At 58.9% G+C, this 26,277-nt stretch carries 26 protein-coding genes and 2 tRNA genes; 12 read left to right on the forward strand and 16 right to left on the reverse strand.

Going from position 1 to position 26,277, the window contains the following annotated elements:
* The first annotated feature begins 65 nt into the window (after window positions 1-65).
* On the forward strand, window positions 66-1,496 hold the full coding sequence (locus tag V476_RS23320; protein WP_024959823.1) for an NAD-dependent succinate-semialdehyde dehydrogenase: 1,431 nt from the start codon (window positions 66-68) through the stop codon (window positions 1,494-1,496).
* Window positions 1,497-1,565: 69 nt separating this feature from the next.
* Here V476_RS23320 and pbpG read toward each other — a convergent pair whose 3' ends face one another.
* Complete coding sequence (pbpG, locus tag V476_RS23325) at window positions 1,566-2,501, reverse strand: D-alanyl-D-alanine endopeptidase (protein ID WP_003428593.1); 936 nt, start codon at window positions 2,499-2,501, stop codon at window positions 1,566-1,568.
* A 268-nt stretch (window positions 2,502-2,769) separates the two neighbouring features.
* On the opposite strand from pbpG, the gene V476_RS23330 reads away from it, so the two are divergent.
* Window positions 2,770-3,330, forward strand: coding sequence for a hypothetical protein (locus V476_RS23330; RefSeq protein ID WP_003318017.1), 561 nt, complete (start codon window positions 2,770-2,772; stop codon window positions 3,328-3,330).
* 96 nt (window positions 3,331-3,426) lie between these two features.
* Here V476_RS23330 and V476_RS23335 read toward each other — a convergent pair whose 3' ends face one another.
* The gene (locus V476_RS23335; RefSeq protein ID WP_016982074.1) at window positions 3,427-3,609 is read right to left on the reverse strand and encodes a hypothetical protein; all 183 of its coding nucleotides are present in this window, start codon (window positions 3,607-3,609) and stop codon (window positions 3,427-3,429) included.
* 172 nt (window positions 3,610-3,781) lie between these two features.
* Window positions 3,782-4,141 carry a hypothetical protein gene (locus tag V476_RS23340; RefSeq protein WP_003318019.1) on the reverse strand — a complete coding sequence of 120 codons (360 nt, stop codon included), beginning with the start codon at window positions 4,139-4,141 and terminating at the stop codon, window positions 3,782-3,784.
* A gap of 210 nt (window positions 4,142-4,351) precedes the next feature.
* Here V476_RS23340 and V476_RS23345 point away from each other — a divergent pair, with 210 nt between their 5' ends.
* On the forward strand, window positions 4,352-5,167 hold the full coding sequence (locus V476_RS23345; protein WP_024959824.1) for a shikimate 5-dehydrogenase: 816 nt from the start codon (window positions 4,352-4,354) through the stop codon (window positions 5,165-5,167).
* A 22-nt stretch (window positions 5,168-5,189) separates the two neighbouring features.
* On the opposite strand, the gene V476_RS23350 is transcribed toward V476_RS23345, so the two are convergent.
* The gene (locus V476_RS23350; protein ID WP_024959825.1) at window positions 5,190-5,864 is read right to left on the reverse strand and encodes a YceH family protein; all 675 of its coding nucleotides are present in this window, start codon (window positions 5,862-5,864) and stop codon (window positions 5,190-5,192) included.
* Between the two features lie 154 nt (window positions 5,865-6,018).
* Here V476_RS23350 and V476_RS23355 point away from each other — a divergent pair, with 154 nt between their 5' ends.
* Window positions 6,019-6,528 (forward strand): DUF1993 domain-containing protein, encoded by a 510-nt coding sequence (locus V476_RS23355; RefSeq protein WP_004403812.1) that lies wholly within the window; start codon window positions 6,019-6,021, stop codon window positions 6,526-6,528.
* 309 nt (window positions 6,529-6,837) lie between these two features.
* Window positions 6,838-7,992, forward strand: coding sequence for an MFS transporter (locus V476_RS23360; RefSeq protein ID WP_024959826.1), 1,155 nt, complete (start codon window positions 6,838-6,840; stop codon window positions 7,990-7,992).
* Here V476_RS23360 and nhaR read toward each other — a convergent pair.
* Entirely contained in the window at window positions 7,989-8,891 is a 903-nt protein-coding gene (gene nhaR / locus V476_RS23365) for a transcriptional activator NhaR (protein WP_004417904.1), read from the reverse strand. The two genes, V476_RS23360 and nhaR, sit on opposite strands and share 4 nt — an antisense overlap.
* Window positions 8,892-9,022: 131 nt before the next feature.
* On the opposite strand from nhaR, the gene V476_RS23370 reads away from it, so the two are divergent.
* Entirely contained in the window at window positions 9,023-9,265 is a 243-nt protein-coding gene (locus V476_RS23370; protein ID WP_024959827.1) for a hypothetical protein, read from the forward strand.
* A gap of 34 nt (window positions 9,266-9,299) precedes the next feature.
* Complete coding sequence (locus tag V476_RS23375) at window positions 9,300-10,058, forward strand: TerC family protein (protein ID WP_003318028.1); 759 nt, start codon at window positions 9,300-9,302, stop codon at window positions 10,056-10,058.
* A 120-nt stretch (window positions 10,059-10,178) separates the two neighbouring features.
* On the opposite strand, the gene V476_RS23380 is transcribed toward V476_RS23375, so the two are convergent.
* Complete coding sequence (locus V476_RS23380) at window positions 10,179-10,361, reverse strand: hypothetical protein (RefSeq protein ID WP_003318030.1); 183 nt, start codon at window positions 10,359-10,361, stop codon at window positions 10,179-10,181.
* Between the two features lie 220 nt (window positions 10,362-10,581).
* Between V476_RS23380 and V476_RS23385 the strand changes: the two genes are divergently transcribed.
* On the forward strand, window positions 10,582-11,277 hold the full coding sequence (locus V476_RS23385; RefSeq protein ID WP_024959828.1) for a peptidase C39 family protein: 696 nt from the start codon (window positions 10,582-10,584) through the stop codon (window positions 11,275-11,277).
* Window positions 11,278-11,336: 59 nt separating this feature from the next.
* Here V476_RS23385 and V476_RS23390 read toward each other — a convergent pair whose 3' ends face one another.
* Window positions 11,337-12,620 (reverse strand): NAD(P)/FAD-dependent oxidoreductase, encoded by a 1,284-nt coding sequence (locus V476_RS23390; protein WP_024959829.1) that lies wholly within the window; start codon window positions 12,618-12,620, stop codon window positions 11,337-11,339.
* A 184-nt stretch (window positions 12,621-12,804) separates the two neighbouring features.
* Between V476_RS23390 and V476_RS23395 the strand changes: the two genes are divergently transcribed.
* Window positions 12,805-12,881: transfer RNA gene (locus V476_RS23395), tRNA-Val, on the forward strand.
* A gap of 69 nt (window positions 12,882-12,950) precedes the next feature.
* On the opposite strand, the gene V476_RS23400 is transcribed toward V476_RS23395, so the two are convergent.
* Together V476_RS23400 and V476_RS23405 are read right to left on the reverse strand one after the other, a co-directional pair.
* A complete protein-coding gene (locus V476_RS23400) occupies window positions 12,951-13,508 on the reverse strand; it encodes a GNAT family N-acetyltransferase (protein WP_024959830.1) in 558 nt (185 codons plus the stop codon).
* Window positions 13,509-13,594: 86 nt separating this feature from the next.
* Window positions 13,595-13,819, reverse strand: a complete 225-nt coding sequence (locus V476_RS23405) for a hypothetical protein (protein ID WP_024959831.1) — start codon at window positions 13,817-13,819, stop codon at window positions 13,595-13,597.
* A 275-nt stretch (window positions 13,820-14,094) separates the two neighbouring features.
* Between V476_RS23405 and V476_RS23410 the strand changes: the two genes are divergently transcribed.
* Window positions 14,095-14,171 (forward strand) — tRNA-Val (locus V476_RS23410).
* Window positions 14,172-14,306: 135 nt separating this feature from the next.
* On the opposite strand, the gene V476_RS23415 is transcribed toward V476_RS23410, so the two are convergent.
* The 3 genes from V476_RS23415 to V476_RS23425 all read right to left on the reverse strand — a co-directional run bounded on the left by V476_RS23415 (window position 14,307) and on the right by V476_RS23425 (window position 17,236).
* Window positions 14,307-15,368, reverse strand: a complete 1,062-nt coding sequence (locus V476_RS23415; protein WP_024959832.1) for an SDR family oxidoreductase — start codon at window positions 15,366-15,368, stop codon at window positions 14,307-14,309.
* Window positions 15,369-15,457: 89 nt separating this feature from the next.
* The gene (locus V476_RS23420; RefSeq protein WP_024959833.1) at window positions 15,458-15,856 is read right to left on the reverse strand and encodes an NUDIX hydrolase; all 399 of its coding nucleotides are present in this window, start codon (window positions 15,854-15,856) and stop codon (window positions 15,458-15,460) included.
* Window positions 15,857-16,159: 303 nt separating this feature from the next.
* The gene (locus V476_RS23425; protein WP_024959834.1) at window positions 16,160-17,236 is read right to left on the reverse strand and encodes an NAD(P)-dependent alcohol dehydrogenase; all 1,077 of its coding nucleotides are present in this window, start codon (window positions 17,234-17,236) and stop codon (window positions 16,160-16,162) included.
* Window positions 17,237-17,498: 262 nt separating this feature from the next.
* Here V476_RS23425 and V476_RS23430 point away from each other — a divergent pair, with 262 nt between their 5' ends.
* Both V476_RS23430 and V476_RS23435 read left to right on the forward strand, forming a co-directional pair.
* Window positions 17,499-20,390, forward strand: coding sequence for a bifunctional diguanylate cyclase/phosphodiesterase (locus tag V476_RS23430; protein ID WP_024959835.1), 2,892 nt, complete (start codon window positions 17,499-17,501; stop codon window positions 20,388-20,390).
* A 168-nt stretch (window positions 20,391-20,558) separates the two neighbouring features.
* Complete coding sequence (locus V476_RS23435; RefSeq protein ID WP_024959836.1) at window positions 20,559-21,113, forward strand: hypothetical protein; 555 nt, start codon at window positions 20,559-20,561, stop codon at window positions 21,111-21,113.
* A gap of 105 nt (window positions 21,114-21,218) precedes the next feature.
* Here V476_RS23435 and V476_RS23440 read toward each other — a convergent pair whose 3' ends face one another.
* Genes V476_RS23440 through V476_RS23455 form a run of 4 tightly spaced genes read right to left on the reverse strand, consistent with a single transcriptional unit; the run spans window position 21,219 to window position 26,277 of the window.
* Entirely contained in the window at window positions 21,219-22,157 is a 939-nt protein-coding gene (locus V476_RS23440; protein ID WP_024959837.1) for a carbohydrate kinase family protein, read from the reverse strand.
* A 22-nt stretch (window positions 22,158-22,179) separates the two neighbouring features.
* Window positions 22,180-23,661 carry a xylulokinase gene (gene xylB / locus V476_RS23445; RefSeq protein WP_024959838.1) on the reverse strand — a complete coding sequence of 494 codons (1,482 nt, stop codon included), beginning with the start codon at window positions 23,659-23,661 and terminating at the stop codon, window positions 22,180-22,182.
* Between the two features lie 10 nt (window positions 23,662-23,671).
* A complete protein-coding gene (locus V476_RS23450) occupies window positions 23,672-25,153 on the reverse strand; it encodes a mannitol dehydrogenase family protein (protein ID WP_024959839.1) in 1,482 nt (493 codons plus the stop codon).
* Between the two features lie 17 nt (window positions 25,154-25,170).
* Window positions 25,171-26,277, reverse strand: coding sequence for an ABC transporter ATP-binding protein (locus V476_RS23455; protein WP_003420782.1), 1,107 nt, complete (start codon window positions 26,275-26,277; stop codon window positions 25,171-25,173).

Consider the following 26,277-nt stretch of genomic DNA (forward strand, 5'->3'; position numbering starts at 1 on the left):
GCTGATCAGCGAGTCTGATCCATCGGCAACACCGTTCCTTTCAGCGACTTATGGAGAAATTGTTCATGTATCCAGACGTACGGCTTTATATCGATGGTCAGTGGCGCGCGAGCCGCGACAACCGCACGCTGTCAGTCATCAACCCGGCGACGGGCGAGGCGCTGGGCACTGTGGCGCATGCCGGTATCGCCGATCTTGACGAAGCCCTGGCGGCGGCCGAGCGTGGCTTTGCCACCTGGCGCGCGACCTCGGCTTATGATCGCTACAAGCTGATGCAGAAAGCGGCGAACCTGATTCGCGAGCGTGCAGACAGCATCGCCCGAATCATGACGCAGGAGCAGGGCAAGCCGCTGGCCGAAGCGCGCATGGAAACCCTGTCGGCGGCGGACATCATCGACTGGCTGGCCGAAGAAGGGCGTCGCAGTTATGGCCGTCTCGTGCCATCGCGGGGCGTGTCCATCGAACAGAAAGTCATCAAGGAGCCGGTCGGTCCGGTCGCTGCGTTCACACCCTGGAATTTCCCGATCAACCAAGTGGTGCGCAAGTTGTCCTCGGCATTGGCTGCGGGCTGCTCGATCATCGTCAAGGCCCCGGAAGAAACGCCGGCGTCGCCTGCCGAACTGATTCGCGCCTTCGCTGATGCCGGTGTGCCGGCCGGCGTCATTGGTCTGGTTTACGGTGATCCGGCAGAAATCTCCGGTTACCTGATCCCGCATCCGGTCATCCGCAAGGTCACGTTTACCGGTTCCACGCCGGTCGGCAAACAATTGGCCGCATTGGCTGGCAAACACATGAAACGGGCGACCATGGAGCTGGGCGGTCATGCACCGGCGCTGGTGTTCGATGATGCGGATATCGACCTCGCCGCTCGCGTGCTGGCCACGGCCAAGTTCCGTAACGCCGGACAGGTCTGCGTGTCGCCCACGCGGATTCTGGTGCAGCGCAAGGTGCTCGATGCGTTTACCGAGAAGTTCGTCGGCCTGACTCGCGAAATCAAGGTCGGTAACGGTCTGGAGGCAGGCACCACCATGGGGCCGGTGGCCAATGATCGACGTATTCCTGCGCTGGTCGATCTGGTCGACGACGCGGTGCTTGGTGGGGCGACGTTGTCTGCCGGTGGCAAGGCTGTCGAAGGACCTGGCTATTTCTTCGAGCCGACCGTGTTGAGTGGCCTGAAGCCGCACATGCGCATCATGAATGAGGAGCCTTTCGGCCCTGTCGCGCTACTGGTGCCGTTCGACACGCTGGAGGAGGCCATCGCCGAGTCCAACCGCGTGCCGTTCGGGCTGGCATCCTATGCCTTCACCACGTCAATGAAGACTGCCCAGGCGCTGAGCACCTATATCGAAGCGGGCATGCTGTCGATCAACCATCAGGGTATTGGTTTGCCGGAAGTGCCGTTCGGCGGGATCAAGGATTCCGGTTACGGTTCCGAAGGTGGCACCGAGGCCATTGAGGCCTACCTGAATACCAAGCTGGTCACTCAATACAACTGAGTGCTGTCGGGTAAATAAAAACGGTCGCGATGTGCAAGCATCGCGACCGTTTTTCGTTGCCTGTGTGACTCAGTCTCTGGCTTGAATACCGGTCTGTCTCATGACCAGATTCTTGTCCTTCTTGTACTGCAGGGCCACTTCGGGGGCCGGGCCGCTCTGGCCGGTTTCCATCCACTTGCGTATGCGGCCGGCGTCGGCGAAGTGTGTGTACTTGCCGAACGCATCAAGAATCACCACTGAAACCGGGCGGTTGGCCATGCTGGTCAGCAGCACCAGGCAGTGACCGGCCTGATTGGTAAAGCCGGTCTTGGTCAGCTTGATGTCCCAGTTGTCCTTGCGCACCAGATGATCGGTGTTGCTGAAACCGAGGGTGTAGGTCGGTTTGCGGAAGGTCACGGTCTTCTGCTCGGTGGTGCTCAGTTCACTGAGCAGAGGGTATTTGCGCGCCGCCATCACCAGCTTGGTGAGGTCGCGCGCGGTCGACACGTTGTACACCGACAGACCGGTGGGTTCGACGTAGGCCGTGTGTTTCATGCCCAGCGCCTTGGCCTTGGCGTTCATCGCCAGAATGAACGCCGGATAGCCACCCGGATAGCTGTGCGCCAGGCTGGCCGCCGCGCGGTTTTCCGAGGACATCAGGGTAATCAGCAACATGTCCCGACGGTTCATTTCACTGCCGAGTTTGACGCGGGAGAAGACGCCTTTCATTTCCGGGGTCTGGGAAATGTTCACCGGAATGACTTCGTCCATCGGCTGCTTGGCATCCAGCACGACCATCGCGGTCATCAGCTTGGTGACCGAGGCAATCGGCACGATCACATCCGGGTTGCTGGAATACAGCACCTTGTCGGTCTGCAGGTCGATGACCATTGCGCTGCCCGAGGCAAGGTGCAGGTTTGAAGGATCACGGCTCAGGACGGCAGGTTCGTTTGCCAGCGTAGGGGTGGAAAGCACGGGGCCGGTAAGTACAAATAATAGGCCCAAAAGAGACAGACGGATTTTCAAGAGCAAGGCTCACTTGATAAAAGGTGGTAAATGGAAGGGATCGCGTCAAAACGCTGCATTTTATGAGCAGACTTTGCGGTATGTCGATGGGCTGGGGTGGACGTTTGCGCAATAATTGACGCAATCGGTCGTTCATTAAGTTGCTGTTAAGTCGCTTTCTGTTCTGCAACCTGCCAAAAACCGCCTCTCAATTGAATATTCGTGGTGCGCAAGGCCCGCACCGATTAGCATTCCATGCCATTCAGGTCACCGATTCAGGAGTCATGCAATGCTCAAGGGGTTTGTCAGCAAGGATTACGCAGTACTGGTGATCATCGCGTCATTGATCGTCATTCTGCTGCTGGGTGTCGGCTTTACCTCACGTCCAAGCGACTGGGCGGGCTGGATGCAGGCGATCGGCCTGATTGTCGGGCTGATGGCGGCCGTTGCAGTACCGGCCATCCAGCGCAAGCAGGAAGCGCAACTGGCGCACAAGCAGATACGTGACCGGGAAGTGGGCTACGCGCGGCGCATGCAGTACCTGTGCGGCGAGCTGAGCGAACTGCAGGGTCGCATCAGCCTCAACCTGACCCATCTGCGCGCCAGTGACCGGCACAGCCTGAAATACACGTTACAGGATTACCTGCATCGCCTGTTCGAGTCACATAAACAGGATCTTAACGATGACCGCGTGGTGCTGGCTTATGAATTGCGTCAGGTCGCCAATGACCTGATCGATGAACTCGACAGCGGCCGTACCGATCGCGTGGTGTTCATGGCGTTGGAGAAACGCCTGCAGAAACTCACCCATCGCTGTCAGGTCAATGCGGCCATGGCCGAGCGCGGCTGAGTCTGATCACCGGCTTTTTCCGTGGCAAAAAAAAGCCCGCCATCAAAGAGGCGGGCAAGGGATGTGCGGAGCAACGCACGAGGTTTGCAGAAGAAGTCAGCTGTTGAGGGGCTGGCACTGCATTTGCCGGGACAGGGCCTCTGCAACAGGCAATGACGCGAGCGGGCCGCTGACGGGTTCGCCATCCTGAATCAGGTACCAGCAAGCCAACAGGCCGCGCTCTCTGAGCGGGGCTGGAACTGCGCTACCGACGACGGACATGATGTGTACCTTGGTCATAAGTGCCTCCTCAATCCATGGCGCTACTGTAGAGGGCAGGCGGGCAAGTCAGAAATCGACGCTCTCAATAGTGGTCATTGATAACAACGAGGGTTTGGCGCATTGCATTGGCAGCCCATAGTGTGAGCACAGCAACGAAAAACCCGCCTGAAAAGGCGGGTTTTTTGTTCTGTTACCAGCGGCCGCGTGGCGGGCCGTAGTAATAGCCGGGGCCTGGTGGTGGCCCGTAATAATGATGGTAGTAGCCAGGCGGTGGAGGCGGTGGGTAGCGCTCAACAACCTGATAGACCGGGGCCGGCTGGTAATAGACCGGTGGCGGCGCGTAGTAGACCGGCCGCTGCTGCACATACACTGGCTCGCGTTCGACGTACACCGTTCTGTCGCGACCTGAAGATACCGCCGCCCCGACAACGGCAGCGCCAACGATAGCACCTACCACGGCAGGGCCACCCCAGCCACGGTCAGCATTCGCCTGGCCAGCAAGGGCCAGGGCACCTACAAACAAGGCGATCTTGGGGATTTGACGAATCATGACTGTTCCTCGCTCTCAACCCGTTGTCGCGCGCCTGCATCACTCTCAAGCACTGCCACGGGATAACACTATGACACCGAAATTGTAAGAATCTGCGAAAGTGCTGAGTAAATTTTATGTAAGGTGCGCCGCGTATGTCCTCGCGTTCACTGGCGCGTAGCATACGCTTCTACCGAAGATTCAAGCCATTACCGTCTGGAGGAAACACCGATGCCCGTCACTGCTAACAGGGAGACATTATTGTGCATGTCCATGGCCGCCCGTCCTGGCAACTTTGGTGTGCGTTTCCATAATCATCTTTACCAGCAACTGGGCTTGAACTTCTATTACAAGACCTTCGCTCCCAATGACCTTGCCGCCGCCGTGGCCGGCATACGCTCGCTGGGGATTCGCGGCAGCGCAGTTTCGATGCCCTTCAAGGAGGCCTGTATCCAGCTGGTCGACGAGCTGGACGCCTCGGCCGCCGCTATCCAGTCGATCAATACCATCGTCAACACCGACGGACATCTCAAGGCGTTCAACACCGATTACATCGCCGTCGCTCAGCTGATGGAGAGCCATGCGGTGCCGCGCAGCGCTTTTGCCCTGCGCGGAAGCGGGGGGATGGCCAAGGCAGTTGCGTTCGCGCTGCGTGACGCGGGTTTCACCGAGGGTCTGATCGTGGCCCGCAACGAGCAGGCTGGACGGCGCCTGGCAGAGGCGTGCGGCTTTCGCTGGCAGGCGGAGCTGGGCAGCGCGCGGCCACCGTTGCTGGTCAATGTCACTCCATTAGGAATGCAGGGCGCGCAAGCTGACGAGTTGTCGTTTGACCTGCAAGCCATCGAAGCCGCTGAAACGGTTTTCGATGTGGTGGCTACCCCCGCCGACACGCCGCTGATCCAGGCGGCACGTCGCTTGGGTAAACGTGTGGTAAGTGGTGATGAAGTGGCGGCGATCCAGGCATTGGAGCAGTTTGTGCTCTATACCGGGGTGCGTCCGACCGACGAGCAGTATCAGCAGGCTGCAGCCTTCGCCAGAGCCGGGTAGTCGGCAGGCCGGACAGGGCACATTACTCCTCGGTGTGTTCCAGTCTGGCCAGGCGTTCTTCAAGGGCCGCGACCCGTGCCTCCAGCTCATCGATACGCGAGTTGGCCGCCGGGCTTGCCGAATGTCGCTCCGGTGCCTGTTGGCGAGCGGCAAGCAGCTCCTGCAGCGATTCAGGGTCACCGAGCAGATGCATATAACGGTCTTCGCGCTGGCCTGATTGGCGCGGCACGAGCATCGCCAGACCTCTGGCAATCAGACGTTCCAGCTGGTGGACGACCTGCTCGCTGTCCTCGAAGTCGTGCATGCGGCTACTGCGGGTCAGCAACTCGTTGACGGTCTGCGGCCCGCGCAGCAGCAACAGACCCGTGAGTATCACCTGCGCCGGGACCAGCTCGAGCCCCTTGTCGACCCTGTGCTCCCAGCGATCGGCGCGACTGCCCATGACCAGCCGCGTCAGGCCGCGGCCTTCCAGGGCTCGAAGGCTCTGGCCGACCTGACCCTGGGTGAGGTTCATGACCGGGTCACGACTGGTCTTCTGGTTGCAGGCAGTCATCAGAGCATTGAGGGTCAGCGGGTAGGTTTCCGGGTTGGTCGCCTGTTTTTCGATCAGGCAGCCCAGAATGCGCACTTCAGTGCCGTTGAGTTGTAACGCCTCGGCATTCGGGGAGGATTCGGTGGAGGACGATTCGATGGACATGACGCTTCCCTGAGTGATGGCGGTGGATCAGCGTAGGGCGTGGCGGAAATTATTGCCAGTGTCTGCTGCACGGATCTGCAGGGGCGCTGAAAAGTGTCACGGCGTTTGGCGTCATGTAGGTCTATAATTGCGCCTTTCTCAATCAGGATATGTCATGTCTATTTCCCTGTACGCCGCTTCCATTCCTGTCTTTCAGCAAATGCTTAACGCGCTGAGCGACGTTCTGACCAAAGCCGAAGCCTACGCGACCGAGAAGAAAATTCAGCCGCCAGCCTTGCTGCAGGCGCGACTGTACCCGGACATGCTGCCGTTCACCCGTCAGGTGCAGATCGCCGTCGATTTTGCCAAGGGTGCCTCGGCTCGCCTGGCAGGCGTCGAGATCCCGCAATACGATGACACCGAAACCACCTTTGCCGAATTGCAGGCACTGCTTGCCAAGACACTCGCATTCATCGGCAGCATCACCCCGGATCAGGTCGACGGCAAGGAAGGCATCGAAATCGTCCTGCGTCCCGGCACGGAAAAGGAAAAACGCCTGAACGGTCAGGCTTATCTGCTTAGCTACGCCTTGCCACAGTTCTTCTTTCACGTCACGACTGCCTACGATCTGCTGCGCCATAACGGCGTTGAAATCGGCAAGCGTGATTTCATGGGCAAGTTCTAAACAGTGGAGGGCTGAAGCCTCGTTGATGTTCTCGGCCCTCAACGATATACACAAAGCCAACTGACTCTCGTGCCAATGCTCCGAGTTGGTATGCATTGGGTGACGCAGAGCGTCACGAAATGCATTACCGCGCGGAGCGTGGGAGCGAGAATTACCGGAGTGTTCCCCCACCCCCTCGTTTTTCGGGCTCAGTCTCACTAACTGCATGCCAGTGCGGAGCATTGGCGTGACAGTCACCTTCAAGCTATTTAATCCCCCTCCCGCAGGCCGCGCTGTTGCAGCGGGCTCTGTTGTTGTTCAGGAGTATTCATGTTGTTGCCCATCCTTCTGCTGTCAGCTGCCGGGTTTACCGTGCTGACCACAGAATTCGTCATCGTCGGTCTTTTGCCAGCCGTTGCCCGCGACCTGAATGTCACGGTCTCGCAGGCAGGGCTGCTGGTGACGCTGTTTGCGTTCACCGTCGCCGCCTTTGGTCCTTTTCTGACCGCCTATTTTTCGCGCTTCGAGCGCAAGCGCCTGTTTGTCAGCATCCTGGTGCTGTTCGGTTTTGCAAATGTCCTGGCGGCGCTGGCGCCCAATATCGCCGTGATGGGTATCGCCCGGCTGATTCCGGCGTTGGGGTTGCCGGTGTTCTGGGCGCTGGCCAGCGAGACTGCCGTGGACATTGTCGGTCCGCAGTTTGCAGGCCGGGCGATTGCCAGGATCGGTTTCGGTATCGTTTGCGCCACGGTGTTTGGCATTCCCATCGGCACCCTGATCTCCGACGCATTCGGCTGGCGCACGGCCTTTCTGGTGCTGGCCGTTCTGGCGTTTGCCAAGGCACTGTTGCTGACGGTCTATCTGCCGAAGACGCCTGCCAAGTTGAACCCGGTATCAATCCTTAAACAGTTCGGCATCTTGCGCAGCCGGATGATGCAGGGGCACGTGCTGCTCTCGGTGCTGGTGTTCAGCGGCATGTTCACGGCATATACCTACCTGGCGGACATGCTCGAGCGCCTTGCCGGTTTCGACGGCGCTCTGGTGGGCTGGTGCCTGATGGGCTTTGGCGCTGTCGGCTTGCTGGGCAACTCGCTGGGCGGGCGCATGGTCGACCGCCACCCGTTGATTGCCAGCCTGGTGTTTTGCGCCTTCATGGTGGTCGGCATGGTCGCGGTGGTGCCGAGTATCCATTCGGTGGTGGCCTTGCCACTCGCGCTGGCGGTCTGGGGCATCACCCAGGCGGCCTTGTTTCTGATCAGTCATGTGCGGTTGATCAAGGCCGCGCCGCAGGCACCTGCGTTCGCGGCGTCACTGAACATCGCCGGTGCCAACCTTGGCATAGGCATCGGCGCGATGATTGGCGGCAGGGTCATTGATCACCTGGGGCTGGGCAACGTCGGTTTTGCCGCTGCGGGCATCATCGTGCTGGCGATTGTGCTGGCGCTGTTGTTGATCAAGCGTGATCCGGGGCCGCTCCCTGCTTAGCCTGCATCGGTGAACAGTTGGTTTCGAGCACTTTCGGCAATGGCGACAACGCCGGGGTGCTTGACCTTGCGTTCCACGGTAATGGCATAGAACGATTCGGTCACCGCGTCAGTATGGCCAATCACTTGTACGCCATACTGGTCCTCCACTTCGTCGGCGATCACGCTGGGCGCCACGAACACGCCGCTGCCGGATTTGCCAAACGCCTTCATCAGCGCGCTGTCATCGAATTCACCAATGATGCGCGGCTGGATGGCCTGTTCGGCAAACCAGCGCATCAGTCTGCCGCGAACCACGGTTTCCTGACCCGGAATCAGCAGGGGGGCACCGTGCATGCACTGCGGAAAATCGGTCCCGATGCGCTCCGCCATTTCACGCGTGGCGAAAAAACTGACCCCGCATTCTCCCAGCTTCTGGCTATAGCCCTTGATGTCCAGGTGCGGCGGCATGGGGCTGTCGGAAATCACCAGGTCGAGACGCTGGATGGCCAGATCTGCCAGCAATCGTTCCAGCTTGTCCTCGCGACAGGTGATGCGGATGGACTCATCCAGCGTCATGGTCGGAGCGATCAGGCGGTAGACAATGGACTTGGGCACAACGTCTGCTACGCCAATGCGCAACAACAATTGCTGTTCATCCGGCTGCGAGCGCAGCAGGTTTTCCAGGTCATTGCCTAGCTGGAACATTTGTTCGGCGTAGGGCAGGGCGAGGCGACCTGCTTCGGTCATTTCCAGCTGCCGACCGACGCGCTGGAACAGATCGACGCCCAGTGACGCCTCCAGCAGGCTGATCTGCCCGCTGACGGTCTGCGCGGTCAGATTCAGTTGTTCACAGGCGCGCACGATGCTGCCGGTCTTGGCTACGACCCAGAAGTAGTGAAGTTGGCGGTAATTGAGCATATTTTCTGCCGATTCGGTAAAACCGAAGTATATGCCTTATAAAATCGAATTTTCCTTATGTTTCAAGATGTCTAGAATCCGCTCCAACGCCGGGCTGAACAGGCCGTCCGGTTTCACTGATTGAGGAGCCCATGAACAAAGTCCTTTACGCTGTATTACTGAGCGGTTCACTGCTGGTAGTAGCAGGATGCGATCAGCTAGAGTCCTCCACCAAGCATGTGGTGAACGCCGCCGCTGACAGTGCAAAACAGGTGGTCGATGACACCCATAAAGCCGCAACCCAGGCACTGGACGAGGCCAGGCAGGAACTTTCGTTGCAGGAATCACCACCAAACTCGGCTGAAACCGAAAACACGTCTGATAAAGAAATCTGACTTACAACTATTGGCGCAGGCAGGGCAGTGATCTATGGAATACCTATTGGAACTCGCGACAAGTCCGGCAGCCTGGATCGCGCTGGCGACACTGGTGGTGATGGAAGTCGTACTGGGCATCGATAACCTGATTTTCATCTCGATTCTCACCAACAAGCTGCCTGAACATCAGCGCGAGAAGGCTCGCAAGCTGGGTATCGGCATGGCGCTGGTGATGCGCCTGGGCCTGCTCAGTACCGTTGCGTACATCGTGCAACTGACAGAGCCGGTTTTCGAGGTGTTCGGTCAGGCGTTCTCATGGAAGGACATGATCCTGATCGCCGGTGGCCTGTTCCTGGTCTGGAAGGCAACCACGGAAATTCACCACAGCATGGACATCAAGACCGAGGAAGAGAAAGCCCTGGGTTCGGTGGTGATGTTGAGCATGAGCGCGGCGATCGTACAGATCCTGATGCTGGACCTGGTGTTCTCCATCGACAGTATCATCACTGCCGTGGGCATGACCGAACACCTGCCGATCATGGTCATCGCGGTCATCTCTGCGGTCGTGGTGATGCTTGTCGCAGCCAACCCGCTGGCGAAATTCATCAACGACAACCCGACGGTGGTCATGCTGGCTCTGGGCTTCCTGATCATGATCGGTATGACGCTGATCGCCGAAGGCTTTGGCGCCCACGTACCCAAGGGTTACATCTACGCGGCCATGGCCTTCTCGGCAGCCGTTGAAGCCTTGAACATGCTGGTACGCAGGGCAAGACGCAAGAAAGCGGTTAACCAGGTGTCCACGCACTGATAACTGGCGAAGCTGTAAAAAAGGTCGACCTTGGCAACAGGGTCGACCTTTTGCATTCAAGGTGCGGGCAAATACGCTGACGCAGGCAGATCAGCTAAGCGCTGCGCATACCCCTGTAAATCAGCTGGCTGTTACAGCGGGGGCCTTGATGTGTTTTGCAAGTACAGCCGGTTGTACCGCACGCGGTTCGACGCTGCGCGGCTGATGACGGCGACGGGATACACGCATCACCCCCCACAGCATCGCGCTGGCGACGGCAAGCCACGAAGCGATCAGCATCACTATTGTCAATTCCAGGCTCATAAGTGCCTCCACATTCCTGCTTTTTGTTGCGGTCTTGATAACTGACAGTCTAGTACGGGGCATGTTTCGGTTAATTGACCAGTGGCATCGGGCTATGAATTATTTTCGTCACTCTACTGACCGAGGTGCCACGCGCGGCTATCCCCGGAACCCTGTCGGCTCTATCATCGGTGTTCAGGTCGGGTCGCGGGTTGCCCGACAACAGTTGAAGTGAGTGAACATGCTGTCGGTTTCTTTCTTTACCGGTACTCCCGGTGCGCTGCGTTCATGGCTGATTGCGGCCTTGCTGATAGGCCTTGCCGGTTGTTCGTCAATGGTTACGCCGGAGATGAAACGTCTTCCGGACCGGGTCGAGCTGACGTCGATTCCGTTCTTTCGGGGCAATGCCTATCAAAGCGGCCCGATGGTGCTGGCTAGCATGCTGGCCAACCAGCAGGTGCAGACGACGCCCGGTTTGCTCGACAAGCCGTTGCAATTGCCGGGTGCCGAGGACCGGCTCGAGCAGAACATGCAGAAGGTCGCGCGTGAGTACGGTTTCATGGTGTACCCGCTTGATGGCCAGTTGCAGGACCTGCTGACCCAGGTCTCGGCGGGGTACCCGGTGATGCTGCGTTTCGCCCAGGGCTCTGTGCTTTGGAAAGGGCCGCGTTATGCGGTGTTGATCGGCTACAACCGCGTCAAAGAGACCGTGCTGCTCAACGCAGGCATGGATCGTCGCTATTCAATGAGTTTCAGCAGCTTCACGTCGGCATGGAAAGACGCGGGCAGTTGGGCGGTGCTGATTCAGTCGCCTCGGCAGTTGCCGGCCAATGTCGATGCGCAGCGCTGGCTGCAGGCGGCTGAAGCGTTATCCACATCAGGACAGGAGCAGGCGGCGGGCGAGGCGAAAAGAACGCTGGCACGCGGCGTTAAATGAAATCAACGCGGCAGGAACAAAAACGGCACCGAGAAGGTGCCGTTTTACGTTCAGCGAACCTAGAAACCGAGTCGGTCACGCAGGCTGTAATACCACGCGCCCAGCGCAGTCAGCGGGGTGCGCAGCATCTGTCCGCCGGGGAACGGATAGTGTGGCAGGTCGGCGAACGCATCGAAGCGCTCTGCCTGACCGCGCAGCGCCTCGGCCAACACCTTGCCGGCCAGGTGGGTGTAGGTCACACCGTGTCCGCTGCAGCCCTGCGAGTAATAGATGTTGTCGCCCAATCGTCCAACCTGGGGCAAACGAGACAGGGTCAGCAGGAAGTTGCCGGTCCACGCGTAGTCGATCTTCACGTTCTTGAGCTGCGGGAATGCCTTAAGCATTTTCGGCCGGATAATGGCTTCGATATTGGCGGGATCTCTGGCGCCGTATACCACACCGCCGCCGAAGATCAGGCGCTTGTCGGCGCTGAGGCGGTAGTAATCCAGCAGGTAATTACAGTCTTCGACGCAGTAATCCTGCGGCAGAAGTGTCTTGGCCAGTTCATCGTTCAACGGCTCGGTGGTGATGACCTGAGTGCCGCACGGCATCGATTTGGCCGCCAGCTCCGGGACCAGATTGCCCAGGTAGGCATTGCCGGCCACGATAATGAACTTGGCCCGGACCCTGCCTTGCGCCGTATGCACCACAGGGTTTGCCCCGCGCTCGATACGAATCGCCGCCGACTGCTCGTAAATGGTTCCGCCCAGCGTTTCAACGGCCGCGGCTTCACCCAGTGCGAGGTTAAGTGGATGAATATGCCCGCCGGTCATGTCCAGCAAGCCGCCGATGTATTGATCACAGGCCACGACTTCATTGATCCGGCGCTTGTCCATCAGCTCGAGGCCGGTATGCCCGTAGCGCTCCCAGAGCCGCTGCTGGGCCTCGAGATGCGCCAGTTGCTTGCTGGTCAGCGCTGCGAATACACCGCCATCTTTCAGGTCGCACTGAATGCCATAACGGGAAACCCGATCGCGAATGATGGACGCGCCTTCGAAGGCCATCTGCCCGAGCAATTGCGCCTGGCGTGGCCCCACGGTTCGCTCGATGACATCGATGTCGCGGCTGTAGCTGTTGACGATCTGCCCGCCATTGCGCCCCGATGCGCCGAAGCCGACTTTCGCCGCTTCCAGTACCGTGACCCGAAATCCGTTTTCCAGCAGGAACAGCGCGCTGGACAAGCCTGTGTAACCGGCTCCGATGACACACACGTCAGTTTCGACTTCGCCCTGCAGCACGGGACGTTCCGGGGCGGCATTGGCTGAAGCCGCATAGTAGGACTGCGGGTAGGGCGTGTTTGCCATCCTGAGACTCCGTTTAATATTCTTGACGATGGCCGCAATCGTACCCGAGATACAGAAGCTCTGCCAGCAGCGGGCAAAAAGAGCCGTTGGCTGTTGATTGGCAAAAAACGCTGTATTTCATAGGGTTAGCAAAAAAAAACAGATTGACAGGTATTCGCATATCCGTAGAATAACGACCCACAGCAGGCACGTAGCTCAGTTGGTTAGAGCACCACCTTGACATGGTGGGGGTCGTTGGTTCGAGTCCAATCGCGCCTACCAGACAAAATCCGCTCTGCTGGGCGGTAAGAAAAGGGTCAGCCGAGAGGCTGGCCCTTTTTTGTTTTGCTGTCAGGTGCCAATGATCGAGTAGACGCGCGTGTTGCGCAATCCTCCCTGAATGCTCATGCGATCATGTCTAAGCGTGCCTTCGTACTCAAATCCGACCCGCTCGGCGAGTCTCTGGCTCGCCAGGTTTCTTTCATCCATTGCCAGAAACACGCGATTAGCCATCAAGTTGTCCAGCGCATAGCTGACCAATGCTGCAACGCCCTCACTTATCAGGCCGGCGCCAAGGTATTGAGTTCTGCCCCAATAGCCTACTTCAAAGCTTCGCAACTGCCAGTTGGCATTATGCAAGCCGCTGCTTCCTACTAATGCGCCGTTGTTTTTCAGAAAGAGAAGAGCCCTGAGATCCTCATTCAGGAGGAACCGGGCGTAGGCATCGCGGCAGATCAGTTCGGACTGATCGATACCAGGAGTCGGCGTTGCCCAGGCCAACCATTTCTGCAAATGCTCGGCCGATTCGGCAACAGCCTGATTGAACACGATGACGTCACCTGGCTTTGCGACGCGAATCAACAAACGCTCTGTCTGGATTGCTGCAGGCAGTAGATTGGATTCTGTCATCGACAATGGCCACGATGCGTTTGACTGCCGGCAGGCTTTTGACGACGCCGGCTAGCCAGGAAATCAAAGATCTCATCAGTGGCCTGTCAGTACTTCGAGCCCACCTTTGTATCTGCCTTGCATAGTTTCCAGTCAGGCGTCGGGGGCGGGCCCGGGATGTTTTGAATGATAATGACGATCCCGTCACTTCCCACTCTTGCATAGCGATTCGTGATAGCGGCCCTGTCTGCGGAGGCAGCGTTGCTTTCATTGTTGCTCTGAACCGAGCCTGAGCCGTTATCAACCACTATTGCGGCCACGTCATCGTCCATGATTTTTCTCCTGCTTAACGTGTAGTTCGACGCCTATGACGCTAGCAAGGTTATTGGGACTGGGTGATGAGTGATACTAGTAAACGTGCTAGGTAAGGTTTCGAAAAGGGCGTGAACACAGAGAGGTCGCTCGATCAGGGCTCTGGAAGGACGGGCGGAATTTCTGATGCTGCGCGATCATTGACATGGGCCTTAAAAAATTCACGTATTCAGAGAGTTACTGCAAAAAAGCGTTTGACAGGCATTCGAATATCCGTAGAATGCCGACCCACAGCAGGCACGTAGCTCAGTTGGTTAGAGCACCACCTTGACATGGTGGGGGTCGTTGGTTCGAGTCCAATCGCGCCTACCAAACAAAATCCGCTCTGCTGGGCGGTAAAAAAAGGGTCAACCGAGAGGTTGACCCTTTTTTGTTGTGCTCGCTTTACCCGTAGCCAGTGCCGGCTCTCGTGCCAACGCGAGCATTGGCACGAGAGGGCAAGTTGCCTCAGGGAATCAGGCGGTCACGACGCAGCTTTTCAAACACGTCGAAGAACGCATCGTCACTGGCCTGAAACGCCGTGAAGCCAAGCTTGCGGCTCTTCGACATGTCAGTGACAACTTCAATCGGACGGCCGAGATCGGCATCGCTGTGCCATGGTGAAATCAGGCGGTTGATGTCACTTTCCTTGAGCTGATGCTCGCGAACGATGTTATCCCAGACCGCCTGATCGTTGGCCATCTGCGTTTCCAGCGGGGCAGGCTCGCTCGGGAAATCGGCTGGCTGCAAGCCGAAGTATTTGGCGATCTGTCCCCACATCCAGCTCCAGCGAAACACATCGCCGTTGGTGATGTTGAACGCCTGATTGGCGGCTGCAGGTGTGGTCGCGGCCCACAGTTGCTGGCGGGCCAACTGCCGCGCATCGGTCATGTCGGTCAGGCTGTCCCACTGTACGCGTGAGCCCGGGAACACGAAAGGTCGGCCCGTGGCTTTACAGATCGAGGCGTAGACGGCCAGGGTCGTCGCCATGTTCATCGCGTTGCCGACGGCGACACCGGTCACGGTGTGCGGGCGATGGACGCTCCAGGTAAAGCCATCCTTCTCGGCGGCAGCGAAGACTTCGTCTTCCTGGGCGTAGTAGAAGTTCTCGATATCCAGGCGCGCCTGTGACTCTCTGAACGGCGTTTGCGGCAGGGTGCCTTTGCCATAAGCTTCGAACGGGCCAAGGTAATGCTTGAGGCCGGTCACCAGCGCAACATGCTGAACACTGCCAGCGGGCCGCACAGCGTCCAGCACGTTACGCACCATCGCGGCATTGACGCGGATGTTTTCTGCTTCAGTGGCCTGACGCGACCATGTAGTGATGAAAATGTGGGTGGGCTTCACATCAGCCAGAGCCGCATGCACGGACTCCGGGTTCTGCAGGTCTGCAGCTACCGGTATCACGCCGGGCCGCGCTGACGGGCTACGGGAGAGGGCGGCAACCTGCCAATCGTTTTCCAGTAACAACTGCGTGATTGCGCTGCCGACAATGCCACTTGCGCCAACAACCAGGGCGGTCTGAGTCATGGGGGTCTCCTGAGACGGGGAAGAAAGTAATGAACCGTCTGCTGTCTCAGAACAGCATCAGGCCATACCGTTCAACCCGATTGTCCCGATTACCCTGTAACGTGGCTCCGGGTACCGGGACCGCCTTCGGACTCGGTTGCATATGACTTGACGATGGTTTTGGTCGCACTGCTGGCTTTCAAGTCACCAAGTTTTTGCGGCGCAAGCCATTTGCAGGCGGCAATTTCGTTCTGCGGCGATGGCTCGCTGGAGGCTGGGACCTGGGCGGTGAAAACGTAATGGGCCACTTGATCCTTCTCGTACACATCAAGGTACAGAAGATCAAGGTCAGCGAGCCCGGTTTCCTCGCACAGTTCACGTACTGCGGCCTGAAAGGGCGTTTCACCCGCTTCTATCTTGCCACCAGGTAACGCCCAGCGCGATTTCGGTTTGCGCACATAGAGGACCTGGCCGTCACGTTTGCAGATGACTGTCGCGCGTTGTTTCATAATCCGTTGGCCTGTTAAACGTCCGTTGACATGAGTATCTGCAAGGACTGCGTGAACTTGAGACTCAAAGACTGTCAGTAATAGTCACAAAAATGTAATTAATAGTTCATTTTTTAGTGCGGGCCGCTCAGGCCGTAAAGGGAAACGGCCAAAGCGGATCGCGCAGCAGGTGGGATGCCGATGCCTGCAATCAGAGTCCTGCAACTAGAGTATGGACATCAGTGGGCGATTGGCGGCGATCGGTTCACCGGGGGCGACGTACGGCATGTCAAATCGCAGCCGTCCATGGCTGCCAGGTGCGCATCAGGCAGCGTTCGAGTCGGCAGCCGCTTCCTGCTTGAGGCTGTCCATGTCGATGACGAAGCGATACTTGACGTCGCCCTTGAGCATCCGCTCGTAAGCCTCGTTGATGTCCTGCATGTTGATCATTTCGATGTCGGAAACGATGCCGTGCTCGGCGCAGAAGTCCAGCATTTCCTGGGTTTCCTGAATGCCCCCGATCAACGAGCCAGCCAGGCTGCGACGCTTGAAGATCAGGTTGAACACCGCGGGCGACGGATGCGGCTCTGCCGGCGCGCCGACCAGTGTCATGGTGCCGTCGCGCTTGAGAAGAGACAGAAAGGCGTCCAGATCATGCGGCGCTGCCACTGTGTTGAGGATAAAGTCCAGACTGTTCGCCTGAGCGGCCATTTGTGCCGCGTCTTTGGATACGACCACTTCGTCGGCGCCCAGACGCAAGCCATCTTCGCGCTTGTTGGGGGAGGTCGTGAACAGCACCACATGGGCACCCATGGCGTGGGCGATCTTGACGCCCATGTGGCCGAGACCGCCAAGCCCGACAATGCCGACTTTCTTGCCCGGGCCGACCTTCCAGTGGCGCAACGGGGAATAGGTGGTGATACCTGCGCACAACAGCGGCGCGACGGCAGCCAGGTTGGCATCATGAGAGATGCGCAGGACGAACTTTTCCTTGACCACGATCTTGTCGGAGTAGCCGCCAAATGTATTCTCGCCGCCAAACACCGGGCCATTGTAGGTGCCGGTGAAGCCACTCTCACAGTACTGCTCGTCACCTTCGGCGCACGATGTACATTGCTGGCAACTGTCGACCATGCAACCGACGCCAGCCAGGTCGCCGACCTTGAATTGCTTGACGTCGGAGCCGACCGCCGTGACCCGGCCGACGATTTCGTGACCCGGAACAGAAGGATAGAGTGTGTTGTGCCACTCATTGCGCGCAGTATGCAGATCGGAGTGGCACACGCCGCAGTAAAGGATGTCGATCTGAACATCGTCAGCGCCGGGCGAGCGACGTTCGAATTGATGGGGCTTGAGTGTGTCCTGAGCCGATTGAGCTGCGTAGCTGTATGTCTTGACCATTACTGTCACCTGTTCAATGGGGATAAGTGTAACGCCGTACGACAGCATAGCCGAGCCTCGCTCATTGACCTCGCTGTCTGGCGATGCACATGAATCTGACCCATGGGGCAGCCATGTAGTGCCCCGCGTCACACAAGCGTCATCGGTACGCCGAAGGGTCTGCCAAAAAGGTATGAACTTTGCAACAATGCGTTTTTACGCTTGTAATCTTTGGTCATGGTTTAAAGGATGACCGCCGTTGGCTCATGCATCTGGTGTTTCCATGACAGTCTCACTTCTGGCCACGGGCCTCTGCTCAAGCGTAGCTCGCACCTCAATTGCTCCCTGCAGCGCGTTGCCAGCCAACCGCGACCGATTCTCCTGTCAGGCCTCTATCGAAGCCCTCATAAGCGTGGCAAGGGAGCAGACAGGAGCCATTGCCTGGGCTGCCTACGCCGCGGGTGAACTGAAATGCCTGCTCGGGCAGGGCGACGACACCGTTGTCTGGCCTGCACACATCGCCGCTGAAGACTTCGAGACGTATTGCACTCAATTGCAGCTGCATTGCCGGGTCGCAGGGCAGGGCGAGGGCGTGCTGGGTTGGGTGTTGGCACCGATGGCTGAAAAAGACCATCCCTTGCTGTTGGATCTGGCTGTCAGGCTGGGCTCGCTGTTGCAGACCGCGGCGTTGATCCGCGCGCAGAACACGCAGCGTGTTCTGTATGAAATCAGCCTGCTGGCCAGCACTACGCTGGACCGCAGCGCTTTTCTGCAAGGCATTCATGAGCAACTCGGGACTCTGATCGATGCCGAGAACTTCTACGTTGCGCTGTATGACCGGCAAAGCGGCAAGATCACCTATCCTTATTACATTGACCGATTCGATGGCGAGGCAATGGCACACGAGACGTTCGAGTTTATCGACGCTGACCGGATGTCGCTCACCGGGTATGTCTTGAGCAGCGGGCAGCCTTTGTTTCTCGATGCTGCCTGCATCGAACAGGCCAAAGCCGACAACCGGTTTTACAGCGTTGGACGTCTACCCGAGTTCTGGATGGGCGCGCCCTTGAAAAACGCATCGGACGAAGTCTTTGGCATGGTCGCGATGCAGGTTTATGACGTGTCTCGTGTCTACAGTGCCCAGGATCGTGCATTGTTCGCCGTGGTGTCGCGCCACGTGGCCATGGCACTGGACCGGCAGTTGCATCGCACTGACCTGGAGCAGGTAGTGGCTCTGCGCACGCAACAGCTTTCTGCAGCCAACGACGCGTTACGTCAGGAGGTCAGGGACCGCGAGCGCGCCGAGCATCTGCAGAATGCCCTGTTCCAGATTGCCGAGCTTTCCAGCCAGCCCGGTGACATGAACGAGCTTTTTCGCAGCCTGCACATGATCGTCGGCGAGTTGCTGGTGGCGCTCAATTTCTACATCGCGCTTTACGACAGTGCGACGGGCGAAGTGACCTTTCCGTACTACATTGACGAGTTCAAGCCCGCGCCGCCGCGCTCACGGCGCGGGCAGCGGGGGTTTACCGAGTATGTGATAGGCCAGCGGCGACCGTGCCTGATCGATTACGAGGAAGCTCGCAGGCTGGAAGGCCTTGGCGAGATCGAGGTACAGCGACAATCCGGTCGTTGCTCTTCATGGCTGGGCATTCCGCTGTTCGAAGGTGGGCAGGTGCGCGGCGTGCTGGTGGTGCAGAGTTATTCCAAGGATGTGAGCTATACCTTGCGCGATCAGGAGCTGCTCACCTTTGTTTCTCGTCACATCGATACGGCACTGTCCCGGCGCAGCGCGGCAGAAGCGATCCATACCGCCAATGTTCTGCTTGAAGCCAGGGTTCGAGACCGGACCCGTGAGCTGGACCAGGCAAACGCCAGGCTGCAGCACGAAAACTCCCATGACTCACTCACCGGGCTGCCCAATCGTAGCCATCTCCAACATCGTCTGAGGCAGGCATGGCAGGACTTCTGCAGCAATGGCCAGCAAGTGATCGTAATGTTCATCGATCTGGATCGCTTCAAGATGATCAATGACAGCCTGGGTCATCACTGCGGCGACATCCTTCTGGTGCAGGCCGCTGAGCGCCTGCGCAGTTGCATGCGCGAACGCGACCTGCTGGCGCGGCTGGGCGGTGACGAGTTCGCCGTGTTGAGCATCGACACGCCGCTGCAGACCGGGACGGAGATCGCTCAGCGAATACTGACTGCGTTAGAGCAGCCGTTCGTGATCGATGATCACACGGTGTTCTCTTCCTGCAGTATCGGTGTGGTGGGTGCCGACAGTCGCTTCCATCAGGAACCGGCTGACCTGCTGCGCGATGCCGATACCGCCATGTACCGGGTCAAGAACGGCGGGCGGGACAGCTTCGCGGTGTTCAATCAGGCGTTACGCCGCGAGGTGTCTGATCAGGTCGAGCAGGAAGGTGCGCTGCGCACGGCGCTGAAACGTACGGACCAGTTGATTCCCTATTTTCAGCCGGTGATCTGCGTCAATAGCGGAAAGTTGCTGGCGTTCGAGGCGTTGATCCGCTGGCGTATGCCGGATGGGCGGATCGTCGGACCAGAGAGCTTTCTGCCTGCGCTCGAGGGACTGCGCCTGATTGGCCGTCTGGACCTTTATATGCTCAAACGTGTGATTTCCATCCTGGCGCAACCCGAGAATAGTCATTGGCCACCCGTACATGTGAACTGTTCGAGTTACAGCATCACCCGCCCGGCGTTCGCCGCGGAAGTACTGGCACTGCTTGCCGAGCAGAATGTCGCGCCTGAACGTCTGTGCCTGGAACTCACCGAAGGCGCACTGGTGGTCGATCCCGAGCAGGCACGCCTGTCAATGAAGCTCCTGGCCGAGCAAGGCATGTCGGTCATGCTCGACGATTTCGGCGCAGGCTTCTCTTCGCTCAGCTACGTGCATCAGTACCACTTCAGCGGATTGAAAATCGACAAGTCGTTTATCTTCGGGCTGACCTCCAGTGTGCGTAGCCGCGCTATCGTGCGTGCCATTGTGCGCATGGCCGAATCCCTCGATCTGACCGTAGTGGCCGAAGGCGTCGAAGACCTTGAAACGCTCGAGCTGCTGCGCGAAATCGGCGCCACACAGGCGCAGGGCTACTACTTTTCCGAGCCGTTGCCGATTGAGCTGCTGGATATCAATACCGGCCCTGCGGCAGGCTGACACTTGGCCGGAGTTTGCCGCAGACGGCAGGCTGTATCCGTTCTTTGACGCGCTCGATTTGCCTGTTTTTTATTTAAGCTTTTAAAATCAACAGGTTATTGGTTTTCAAGACAGTTGGCACTGGACTTGCTTTTGAACCTGCGCAACAGGTTCATCAGGAGGTGAGAGATGATTATTGGCACGAGTGCGCTTGAGCAGCTTGTTTCCCGGGCTGTTGTCGGGCGCAAGACCGTAGATGAGGTGTCCCAGGACGCCTTCAGCTCGGTCGCTGCCGCTGGCCTGACATCAGGTTCGGCACCGGTTACCGCGCAGACCAGCAGTTCGACATCGCAAGACAGCAAGCAGGAAAACAGCGGTTACAACGAATCCTTTGCACGGATGATGATCAACCTGAAGTCCGCCGGTGATACGTCACTGTCGGAAAAGACGGCTGACCGTGACAACGGTGTCATCGGTTCAGTGGCTGGCAGCACCAGTATCACTGACACGGCATCGACAGATTCGGTGCAACAGAAATTCATGGACTCTCTGAAGCAGACAGCCGAAGAGAAAGTGCGCGAAAAGCTGACGGGTATTACCCAGAAAGACTATGACGCCATGGCACCTCAGGACCAACTGGCGATTGACCAGAAGGTTCAGGACGCGCTCAAGGACAAGCAGAACGACGTTGCGGATGACATCAACACCCGCATCAGAGGTATCAAGGCCGGTATGGTGGCTTGATGTTTGTTCGGCGACTTTGATGGCCTTTTCGTGAGCTTGCTCACGAAGACTACCGTCCATACACCGCAGTTGATGCGGGTGTATGGAGGTAGCGTTTAAGCCTTCTCACCCCAATTGATGCCTGTACGGCAAGTCCGGCCCGACCTTTGTGCAGGTCAGCGCGGCCGCGCCGACGGCGAAATTCAGCATCTCGTCCAGTGTTTCCCGTGACAGCGTTGACAAGCCTTGTGGCGTGTCGAGCTGGCGTTCGCTGAGGAAGGTCAGCAGTGCGGCCTGAAAAGTATCTCCAGCCCCGACGGTATCGGCGGTGACCACGGTTCTTGCCGGCACCGACCAGGTGCCGTGCTGGCGGGTGAAGACGCTGGCACCTTGTGTGCCGCGAGTGATGATGACCAGTTGCGTACGCTTGCCGAGCCAGCCTTCGGCGATCTTTTGTGGATCGCTGTCCGGGTACAGCAGGTGCAGGTCTTCGTCGCTGACCTTGATCAGGTGCGCATGCTCGGCGAACGCTGCGACCTGGCTGCGCCAGCGCTGAATGTCCGGTTCCGGGTTGAGGCGCACGTTGGGGTCGAGCGAGATCAGCCGTGTGCCGCTTTCACGGGCGACCAGCGCCAACAGCGTGTCGGCAATCGGCTGCACCACCAGTGAAAACGAGCCGACGTGAATGCCGCGTACCTGCCCGTCGAGTTCCGGCAGGTGTTCCAGACGCAACTGGCGGTCCGCGCAGCCCTCGCCTCGAAAGCTGTAAGTCGGCGATCCATCGCTGCCCACGGCGACCATGGCCAGCGTGGTGGGCGCGTCGAAGTCGATCAGGTGGTCGGTATTGACCGTTTCCTTTTCCAGCACGGCACGCAGACGGCGACCCAGATAGTCGGTGGACAGCCCGGCAAGGAAGCTTGCGTCCACGCCCAGACGGCGCAGGCCAATCGCAACGTTGAACGGAGAGCCGCCGGCAATCGCATCGAACCCCAATCTGTTCAGGGAACCGCTGTCATCCGCGCGGGTGAAAATATCGAACAGTGCTTCGCCACAAACCAGAAACATAAGTGCTCCATGAAAAAACGCTTCAAACCTTGCGCAATTGCGCCTGATAACGCTGATAGACCTGCTGATAGGCGGCCACATTATGCACCACAGGATGCGTCTCACTGCCTTGGTCGAGACTCACGCAGCGTTCGCAGAGTTGCTGCAGGTCCTGAGCCTTGCCGTTGGCGCGCGACCAGCACCAGGCCGCTTGAATGGCGGCGCCCAGTGCGGCGGCCTCCGAGTGGTCGGTGCAGATCACCGGTGTGTTCATGATGTCGGCCACGATCTGCCGCCACACTGCACTTTTGGAGCCACCGCCGATCAGACGGATCTTTTCGCTTTTTATGCCGCTGTCGCGCAACAGGTCCAGCCCGTAGCGAAGGCCGAAGGTAGTGCCTTCGACCACCGCACGAGACAGGTTGGCCTGGGTCAGATTGGTGCTGTCCAGCCCGACGATGCTGCCGGTCGCATCGGGCAGGGCGGGCACGCGTTCGCCGTTCAGAAAGGGCAGCATCAGTACGCCTTCGGCACCGATCGGCGCCCGGGCGACTGCCTGATTGAAGCCGGCGATGTCGAGGGCGAACAACTCGCGAATGGCGGTCGTCGCGTTGGTCAGATTCATCGTGCAGATCAGCGGCAACCAGCCGCCGGAGGATGAGCAGAAAGTCGCGACCGACTCATGCTCGCTGACCCGCGCCTCCTCGGCGTAGGCATACACCGTGCCCGAAGAGCCGAGGCTCATGGTGATCAACCCCGGCTGGATATTGCCTGTGCCGATCGCGCCCATCATGTTGTCGCCGCCGCCACTGGAGACCAGCGCGTCAGGGTTCAGGCCCAGCAATCTGGCGACTTCAGGACGCAGTACGCCCACCGATTCGTGGGCTTGCAACAGCTGTGGAAGTGCCTTGCCCAGACGACCGCTCGGGTCGATGTGCGCGAGCAATGGCAGGTCCCACTCGCGAGTGCGCACGTTGAAATAGCCGGTGCCCGACGCGTCGCCAAACTCGGTGCAGCAGCGGCCGGTCAGCCAATAGTTGAGGTAGTCGTGGGGCAGCAGCACCTTGTCGATCCGCTCGAACAGGTCCGGGTATTGCTCCTTGGTCCATAACAGCTTGGACACGGTATAACCTGGGGCGATAACCAGGCCAAGGCGTTGCAGCGACCCCTGCGCGCCGCCCAGGTAGTCCAGCAGGCGCTGGTTCTCCGGTGCCGACTCGGTGTCACACCACAGCTTGGCCGGGCGCAGTACCTGGCCCTGGGCATCGAGCAGCACCAGGCCATGTTGCTGGCCCGAGACGCCGATGCCCTGAATCTGCTGGCCGGAAATGCCCGCCGCTGCGAGTGCATCGCGGGTCGCCTGTTGCAGCGCGTCCAGCCATTGCTGTACGTCTTGTTCACGGCGGCCATTATGGTCGCTGATCAGGCTGTGCGGCGCCGAGCCTTCGCCCAGTACGGTGCCGCTTTCGGTATCGAGCACCAACACCTTGGTGCCCTGGGTCCCGCAATCGATTCCAAGAAACATGGGAAGTCCCTCAGGCATTGGCAACCAAAAGTTTTTCCAGTGTGCCACTCACACCCAGTGTGCGCAGATCATCGAGGTTCTGCTCGAAGGCCGCCACGAATGCTGCGGATTGCGGAATGGCCGAGCCAAAGATTTCTTCCACTGCCAACAAGCGCTGAGTAATAAGCGCGTCATCAGCCACCAGCGCCTGACAGAACTCGGCTCGCGGGTCAGGGATTTTGTAGATCGCGCCGTTCTCGTCGACACCTTTCAGGTAGAGCGCCCACGCGGCGACCACCAGTGAAGCGCGCGCAAGGTTGCCTTCGTCCAGAATCAGACGATTGATCGTCGGAATGGTGAACTTGGGAAATTTCGACGATCCGTCCGAGCAGACCCGTTCCAGCTGATCGGCAATCGCCTGGTTGGAGAAGCGCTCGATCAGCGTGTCCTTGTAACCTTCTAGGTCGATACCTGGCACCGACGCCAGTTGCGGGGTCACGTCCAGGTCCATGTAGGTGCGGATATAGCTCACGAACAGCGGGTCATTCATGGTTTCGTGTACAAAACGATAACCCTTGAGGAAGCCCAGGTAGGTCAGTGCAAGATGACTGCCGTTGAGCAGTTTGATCTTCATCTCTTCATAGGGCGTCACGTCATCGGTGAACTGCACGCCGACTTTTTCCCACTCCGGGCGACCATTGACGAACTTGTCTTCCAGCACCCACTGCACGAATGGTTCGCAGACCACCGGCCAGGCGTCGTCGATGTGTTTGTCATCCGCCAGTTGCAGCCGGTGGGCTGCGCTGGTCATTGGCGTGATGCGATCCACCATCGCGTTGGGAAAGCTGACGTTTTCCTTGATCCAGTCATGCAGATCGGCATCGCGCAATGTGGCGAATGCCAGCAATGCCTTGCGTGTCACTGCGCCGTTGTGTGGCAGGTTATCGCAGGACATCAGGGTGAAGGCCGGTGTGCCTTGCGCGCGGCGTCGAGCCAGTGCGGCGCAAAGAAAGCCGAATACCGTTTTTGGCTGATCGGGGTTCGCCAGGTCGTGCTGGATCTGCGGCAGATGGGCCATGAACTGACCGTTGCTGTCGTCGATGCAATAACCGCCTTCGGTGATGGTCAGCGAGACGATGCGGATGTCCGGGCTGGCCAGTTTGTCGATCAGCGCCTGCGGGTTGTCGTCGGCCAGCAGCATGCCGCTGATCGAGGCGATGATACGGGTTTGGGTGTCGGGCGTGTCGCCCAGTTCATAGAGCGTGTACAGGTAGTCCTGTTGCGCCAGTGCATCGCGCACGGCCTTGTCTTCAGGACGCAAGCCCACACCGCAGATGCTCCATTCAAAGCCTTCGCCGCTGTTCATCAGCGCATCGGTGTAAAACGCCTGATGCGCCCGGTGAAAGCCGCCGACGCCGATGTGGGCAATGCCCTGGCGAGTATTGTCGACGGTGTAGGCGGGCAGGGCGATATCGGCGTCCAGTTGGGACAGATTGTTTTTGTTCAGTTTCATGAAGGGCTCTCCGGAACTCAGGCTGCGGCGGTCTGCAAGGTTTTGGCAATCACCAGACCTTGAGCGTCGAACAGGTGGCATTGGGCACTGTCGAGATGCAGGTTCAGCGTCTCGCCGTACTGGCTGGCCAGGTCACCACGAATACGCATGGTCAGCGCCTCGCCCGAATGGGTGCGCACGTGACAGTAGGTGTCACTGCCAAGACGTTCGCTGACGTCGGCAATCACCTGCAACTGGCAATCGTCGCCCTGGGCAAGGTTCAGGTGTTCCGGGCGGATGCCCAGCGTTACCGCAGCGCCGATGCTTTGTCCTGCGCCATTGACCGGCAGGCTGATACGCGTGCCGGCATCCAGCTCGACTTCGCAGCTGGTGTTGTCCGCCCGGCTGATTCTGCCCTTGAGGAAGCCCATTTTCGGCGTGCCGAGAAAGCCGGCAACGAACAGGTTGGCCGGGTGATGGTACAACTCGAGCGGCGAGCCGACTTGCTCGACCTTGCCGCCGTTGAGGACGACTACCTTGTCGGCCAGGGTCATGGCTTCCACCTGATCGTGCGTCACGTAGATCATGGTGGCCTGCAGTTCTTTATGCAGGCGCGACAATTCCAGGCGGGTCTGCACGCGCAGCGCGGCGTCGAGGTTGGACAGCGGCTCGTCGAACAGGAAAATCTTCGGGTTGCGCACGATGGCCCGGCCAATCGCGACACGCTGGCGCTGCCCGCCGGACAGCTGCTTTGGCTTGCGCTCCAACAGCGGCCCGAGCTCCAGAATGCGTGCGGCTTCATCAACCTTCTTCTTGATCTCGGCCTTGTCACCGCCCGCCAGATCCAGTGCAAACGACAGGTTCTTGCCGACGGTCATGTGTGGATACAGCGCATAGGTCTGGAACACCATGGCCAGGTCGCGCTTGGCCGGGGTGACCTGCGTGATGTCCCGGCCATCGAGTTCGATGGTTCCCGACGTCACTTCTTCAAGCCCGGCGATCAGCCGCAGCAGGGTGGATTTGCCGCAGCCCGAAGGCCCGACGAAGACCACGAACTCGCGGTCTTTCACATCCAGGTCGATACCCTTGATGATCTGGTGACCGTCAAAGCCTTTTTGCAGATTGCGGATGCTCAGGTTAGCCAT

It is taken from the genome of Pseudomonas syringae KCTC 12500, from assembly GCF_000507185.2.
In the GTDB taxonomy this organism is placed as follows: domain Bacteria; phylum Pseudomonadota; class Gammaproteobacteria; order Pseudomonadales; family Pseudomonadaceae; genus Aquipseudomonas; species Aquipseudomonas syringae.

What these genes read in the sequence shown, in the direction of transcription:
- V476_RS23320 (WP_024959823.1), top strand. Translation starts at nt 66, where the DNA reads ATGTATCCAGACGTACGGCTTTATATCGATGGTCAGTGGCGCGCGAGC.
- V476_RS23330 (WP_003318017.1), top strand. Translation starts at nt 2,770, where the DNA reads ATGCTCAAGGGGTTTGTCAGCAAGGATTACGCAGTACTGGTGATCATC.
- V476_RS23335 (WP_016982074.1), bottom strand. Translation starts at nt 3,609, where the DNA reads ATGACCAAGGTACACATCATGTCCGTCGTCGGTAGCGCAGTTCCAGCC.
- V476_RS23340 (WP_003318019.1), bottom strand. Translation starts at nt 4,141, where the DNA reads ATGATTCGTCAAATCCCCAAGATCGCCTTGTTTGTAGGTGCCCTGGCC.
- V476_RS23345 (WP_024959824.1), top strand. Translation starts at nt 4,352, where the DNA reads ATGCCCGTCACTGCTAACAGGGAGACATTATTGTGCATGTCCATGGCC.
- V476_RS23350 (WP_024959825.1), bottom strand. Translation starts at nt 5,864, where the DNA reads ATGTCCATCGAATCGTCCTCCACCGAATCCTCCCCGAATGCCGAGGCG.
- V476_RS23355 (WP_004403812.1), top strand. Translation starts at nt 6,019, where the DNA reads ATGTCTATTTCCCTGTACGCCGCTTCCATTCCTGTCTTTCAGCAAATG.
- V476_RS23360 (WP_024959826.1), top strand. Translation starts at nt 6,838, where the DNA reads ATGTTGTTGCCCATCCTTCTGCTGTCAGCTGCCGGGTTTACCGTGCTG.
- nhaR (WP_004417904.1), bottom strand. Translation starts at nt 8,891, where the DNA reads ATGCTCAATTACCGCCAACTTCACTACTTCTGGGTCGTAGCCAAGACC.
- V476_RS23370 (WP_024959827.1), top strand. Translation starts at nt 9,023, where the DNA reads ATGAACAAAGTCCTTTACGCTGTATTACTGAGCGGTTCACTGCTGGTA.
- V476_RS23375 (WP_003318028.1), top strand. Translation starts at nt 9,300, where the DNA reads ATGGAATACCTATTGGAACTCGCGACAAGTCCGGCAGCCTGGATCGCG.
- V476_RS23380 (WP_003318030.1), bottom strand. Translation starts at nt 10,361, where the DNA reads ATGAGCCTGGAATTGACAATAGTGATGCTGATCGCTTCGTGGCTTGCC.
- V476_RS23385 (WP_024959828.1), top strand. Translation starts at nt 10,582, where the DNA reads ATGCTGTCGGTTTCTTTCTTTACCGGTACTCCCGGTGCGCTGCGTTCA.
- V476_RS23390 (WP_024959829.1), bottom strand. Translation starts at nt 12,620, where the DNA reads ATGGCAAACACGCCCTACCCGCAGTCCTACTATGCGGCTTCAGCCAAT.
- V476_RS23400 (WP_024959830.1), bottom strand. Translation starts at nt 13,508, where the DNA reads ATGACAGAATCCAATCTACTGCCTGCAGCAATCCAGACAGAGCGTTTG.
- V476_RS23405 (WP_024959831.1), bottom strand. Translation starts at nt 13,819, where the DNA reads ATGGACGATGACGTGGCCGCAATAGTGGTTGATAACGGCTCAGGCTCG.
- V476_RS23415 (WP_024959832.1), bottom strand. Translation starts at nt 15,368, where the DNA reads ATGACTCAGACCGCCCTGGTTGTTGGCGCAAGTGGCATTGTCGGCAGC.
- V476_RS23420 (WP_024959833.1), bottom strand. Translation starts at nt 15,856, where the DNA reads ATGAAACAACGCGCGACAGTCATCTGCAAACGTGACGGCCAGGTCCTC.
- V476_RS23425 (WP_024959834.1), bottom strand. Translation starts at nt 17,236, where the DNA reads ATGGTCAAGACATACAGCTACGCAGCTCAATCGGCTCAGGACACACTC.
- V476_RS23430 (WP_024959835.1), top strand. Translation starts at nt 17,499, where the DNA reads ATGACAGTCTCACTTCTGGCCACGGGCCTCTGCTCAAGCGTAGCTCGC.
- V476_RS23435 (WP_024959836.1), top strand. Translation starts at nt 20,559, where the DNA reads ATGATTATTGGCACGAGTGCGCTTGAGCAGCTTGTTTCCCGGGCTGTT.
- V476_RS23440 (WP_024959837.1), bottom strand. Translation starts at nt 22,157, where the DNA reads ATGTTTCTGGTTTGTGGCGAAGCACTGTTCGATATTTTCACCCGCGCG.
- xylB (WP_024959838.1), bottom strand. Translation starts at nt 23,661, where the DNA reads ATGTTTCTTGGAATCGATTGCGGGACCCAGGGCACCAAGGTGTTGGTG.
- V476_RS23450 (WP_024959839.1), bottom strand. Translation starts at nt 25,153, where the DNA reads ATGAAACTGAACAAAAACAATCTGTCCCAACTGGACGCCGATATCGCC.
- V476_RS23455 (WP_003420782.1), bottom strand. Translation starts at nt 26,277, where the DNA reads ATGGCTAACCTGAGCATCCGCAATCTGCAAAAAGGCTTTGACGGTCAC.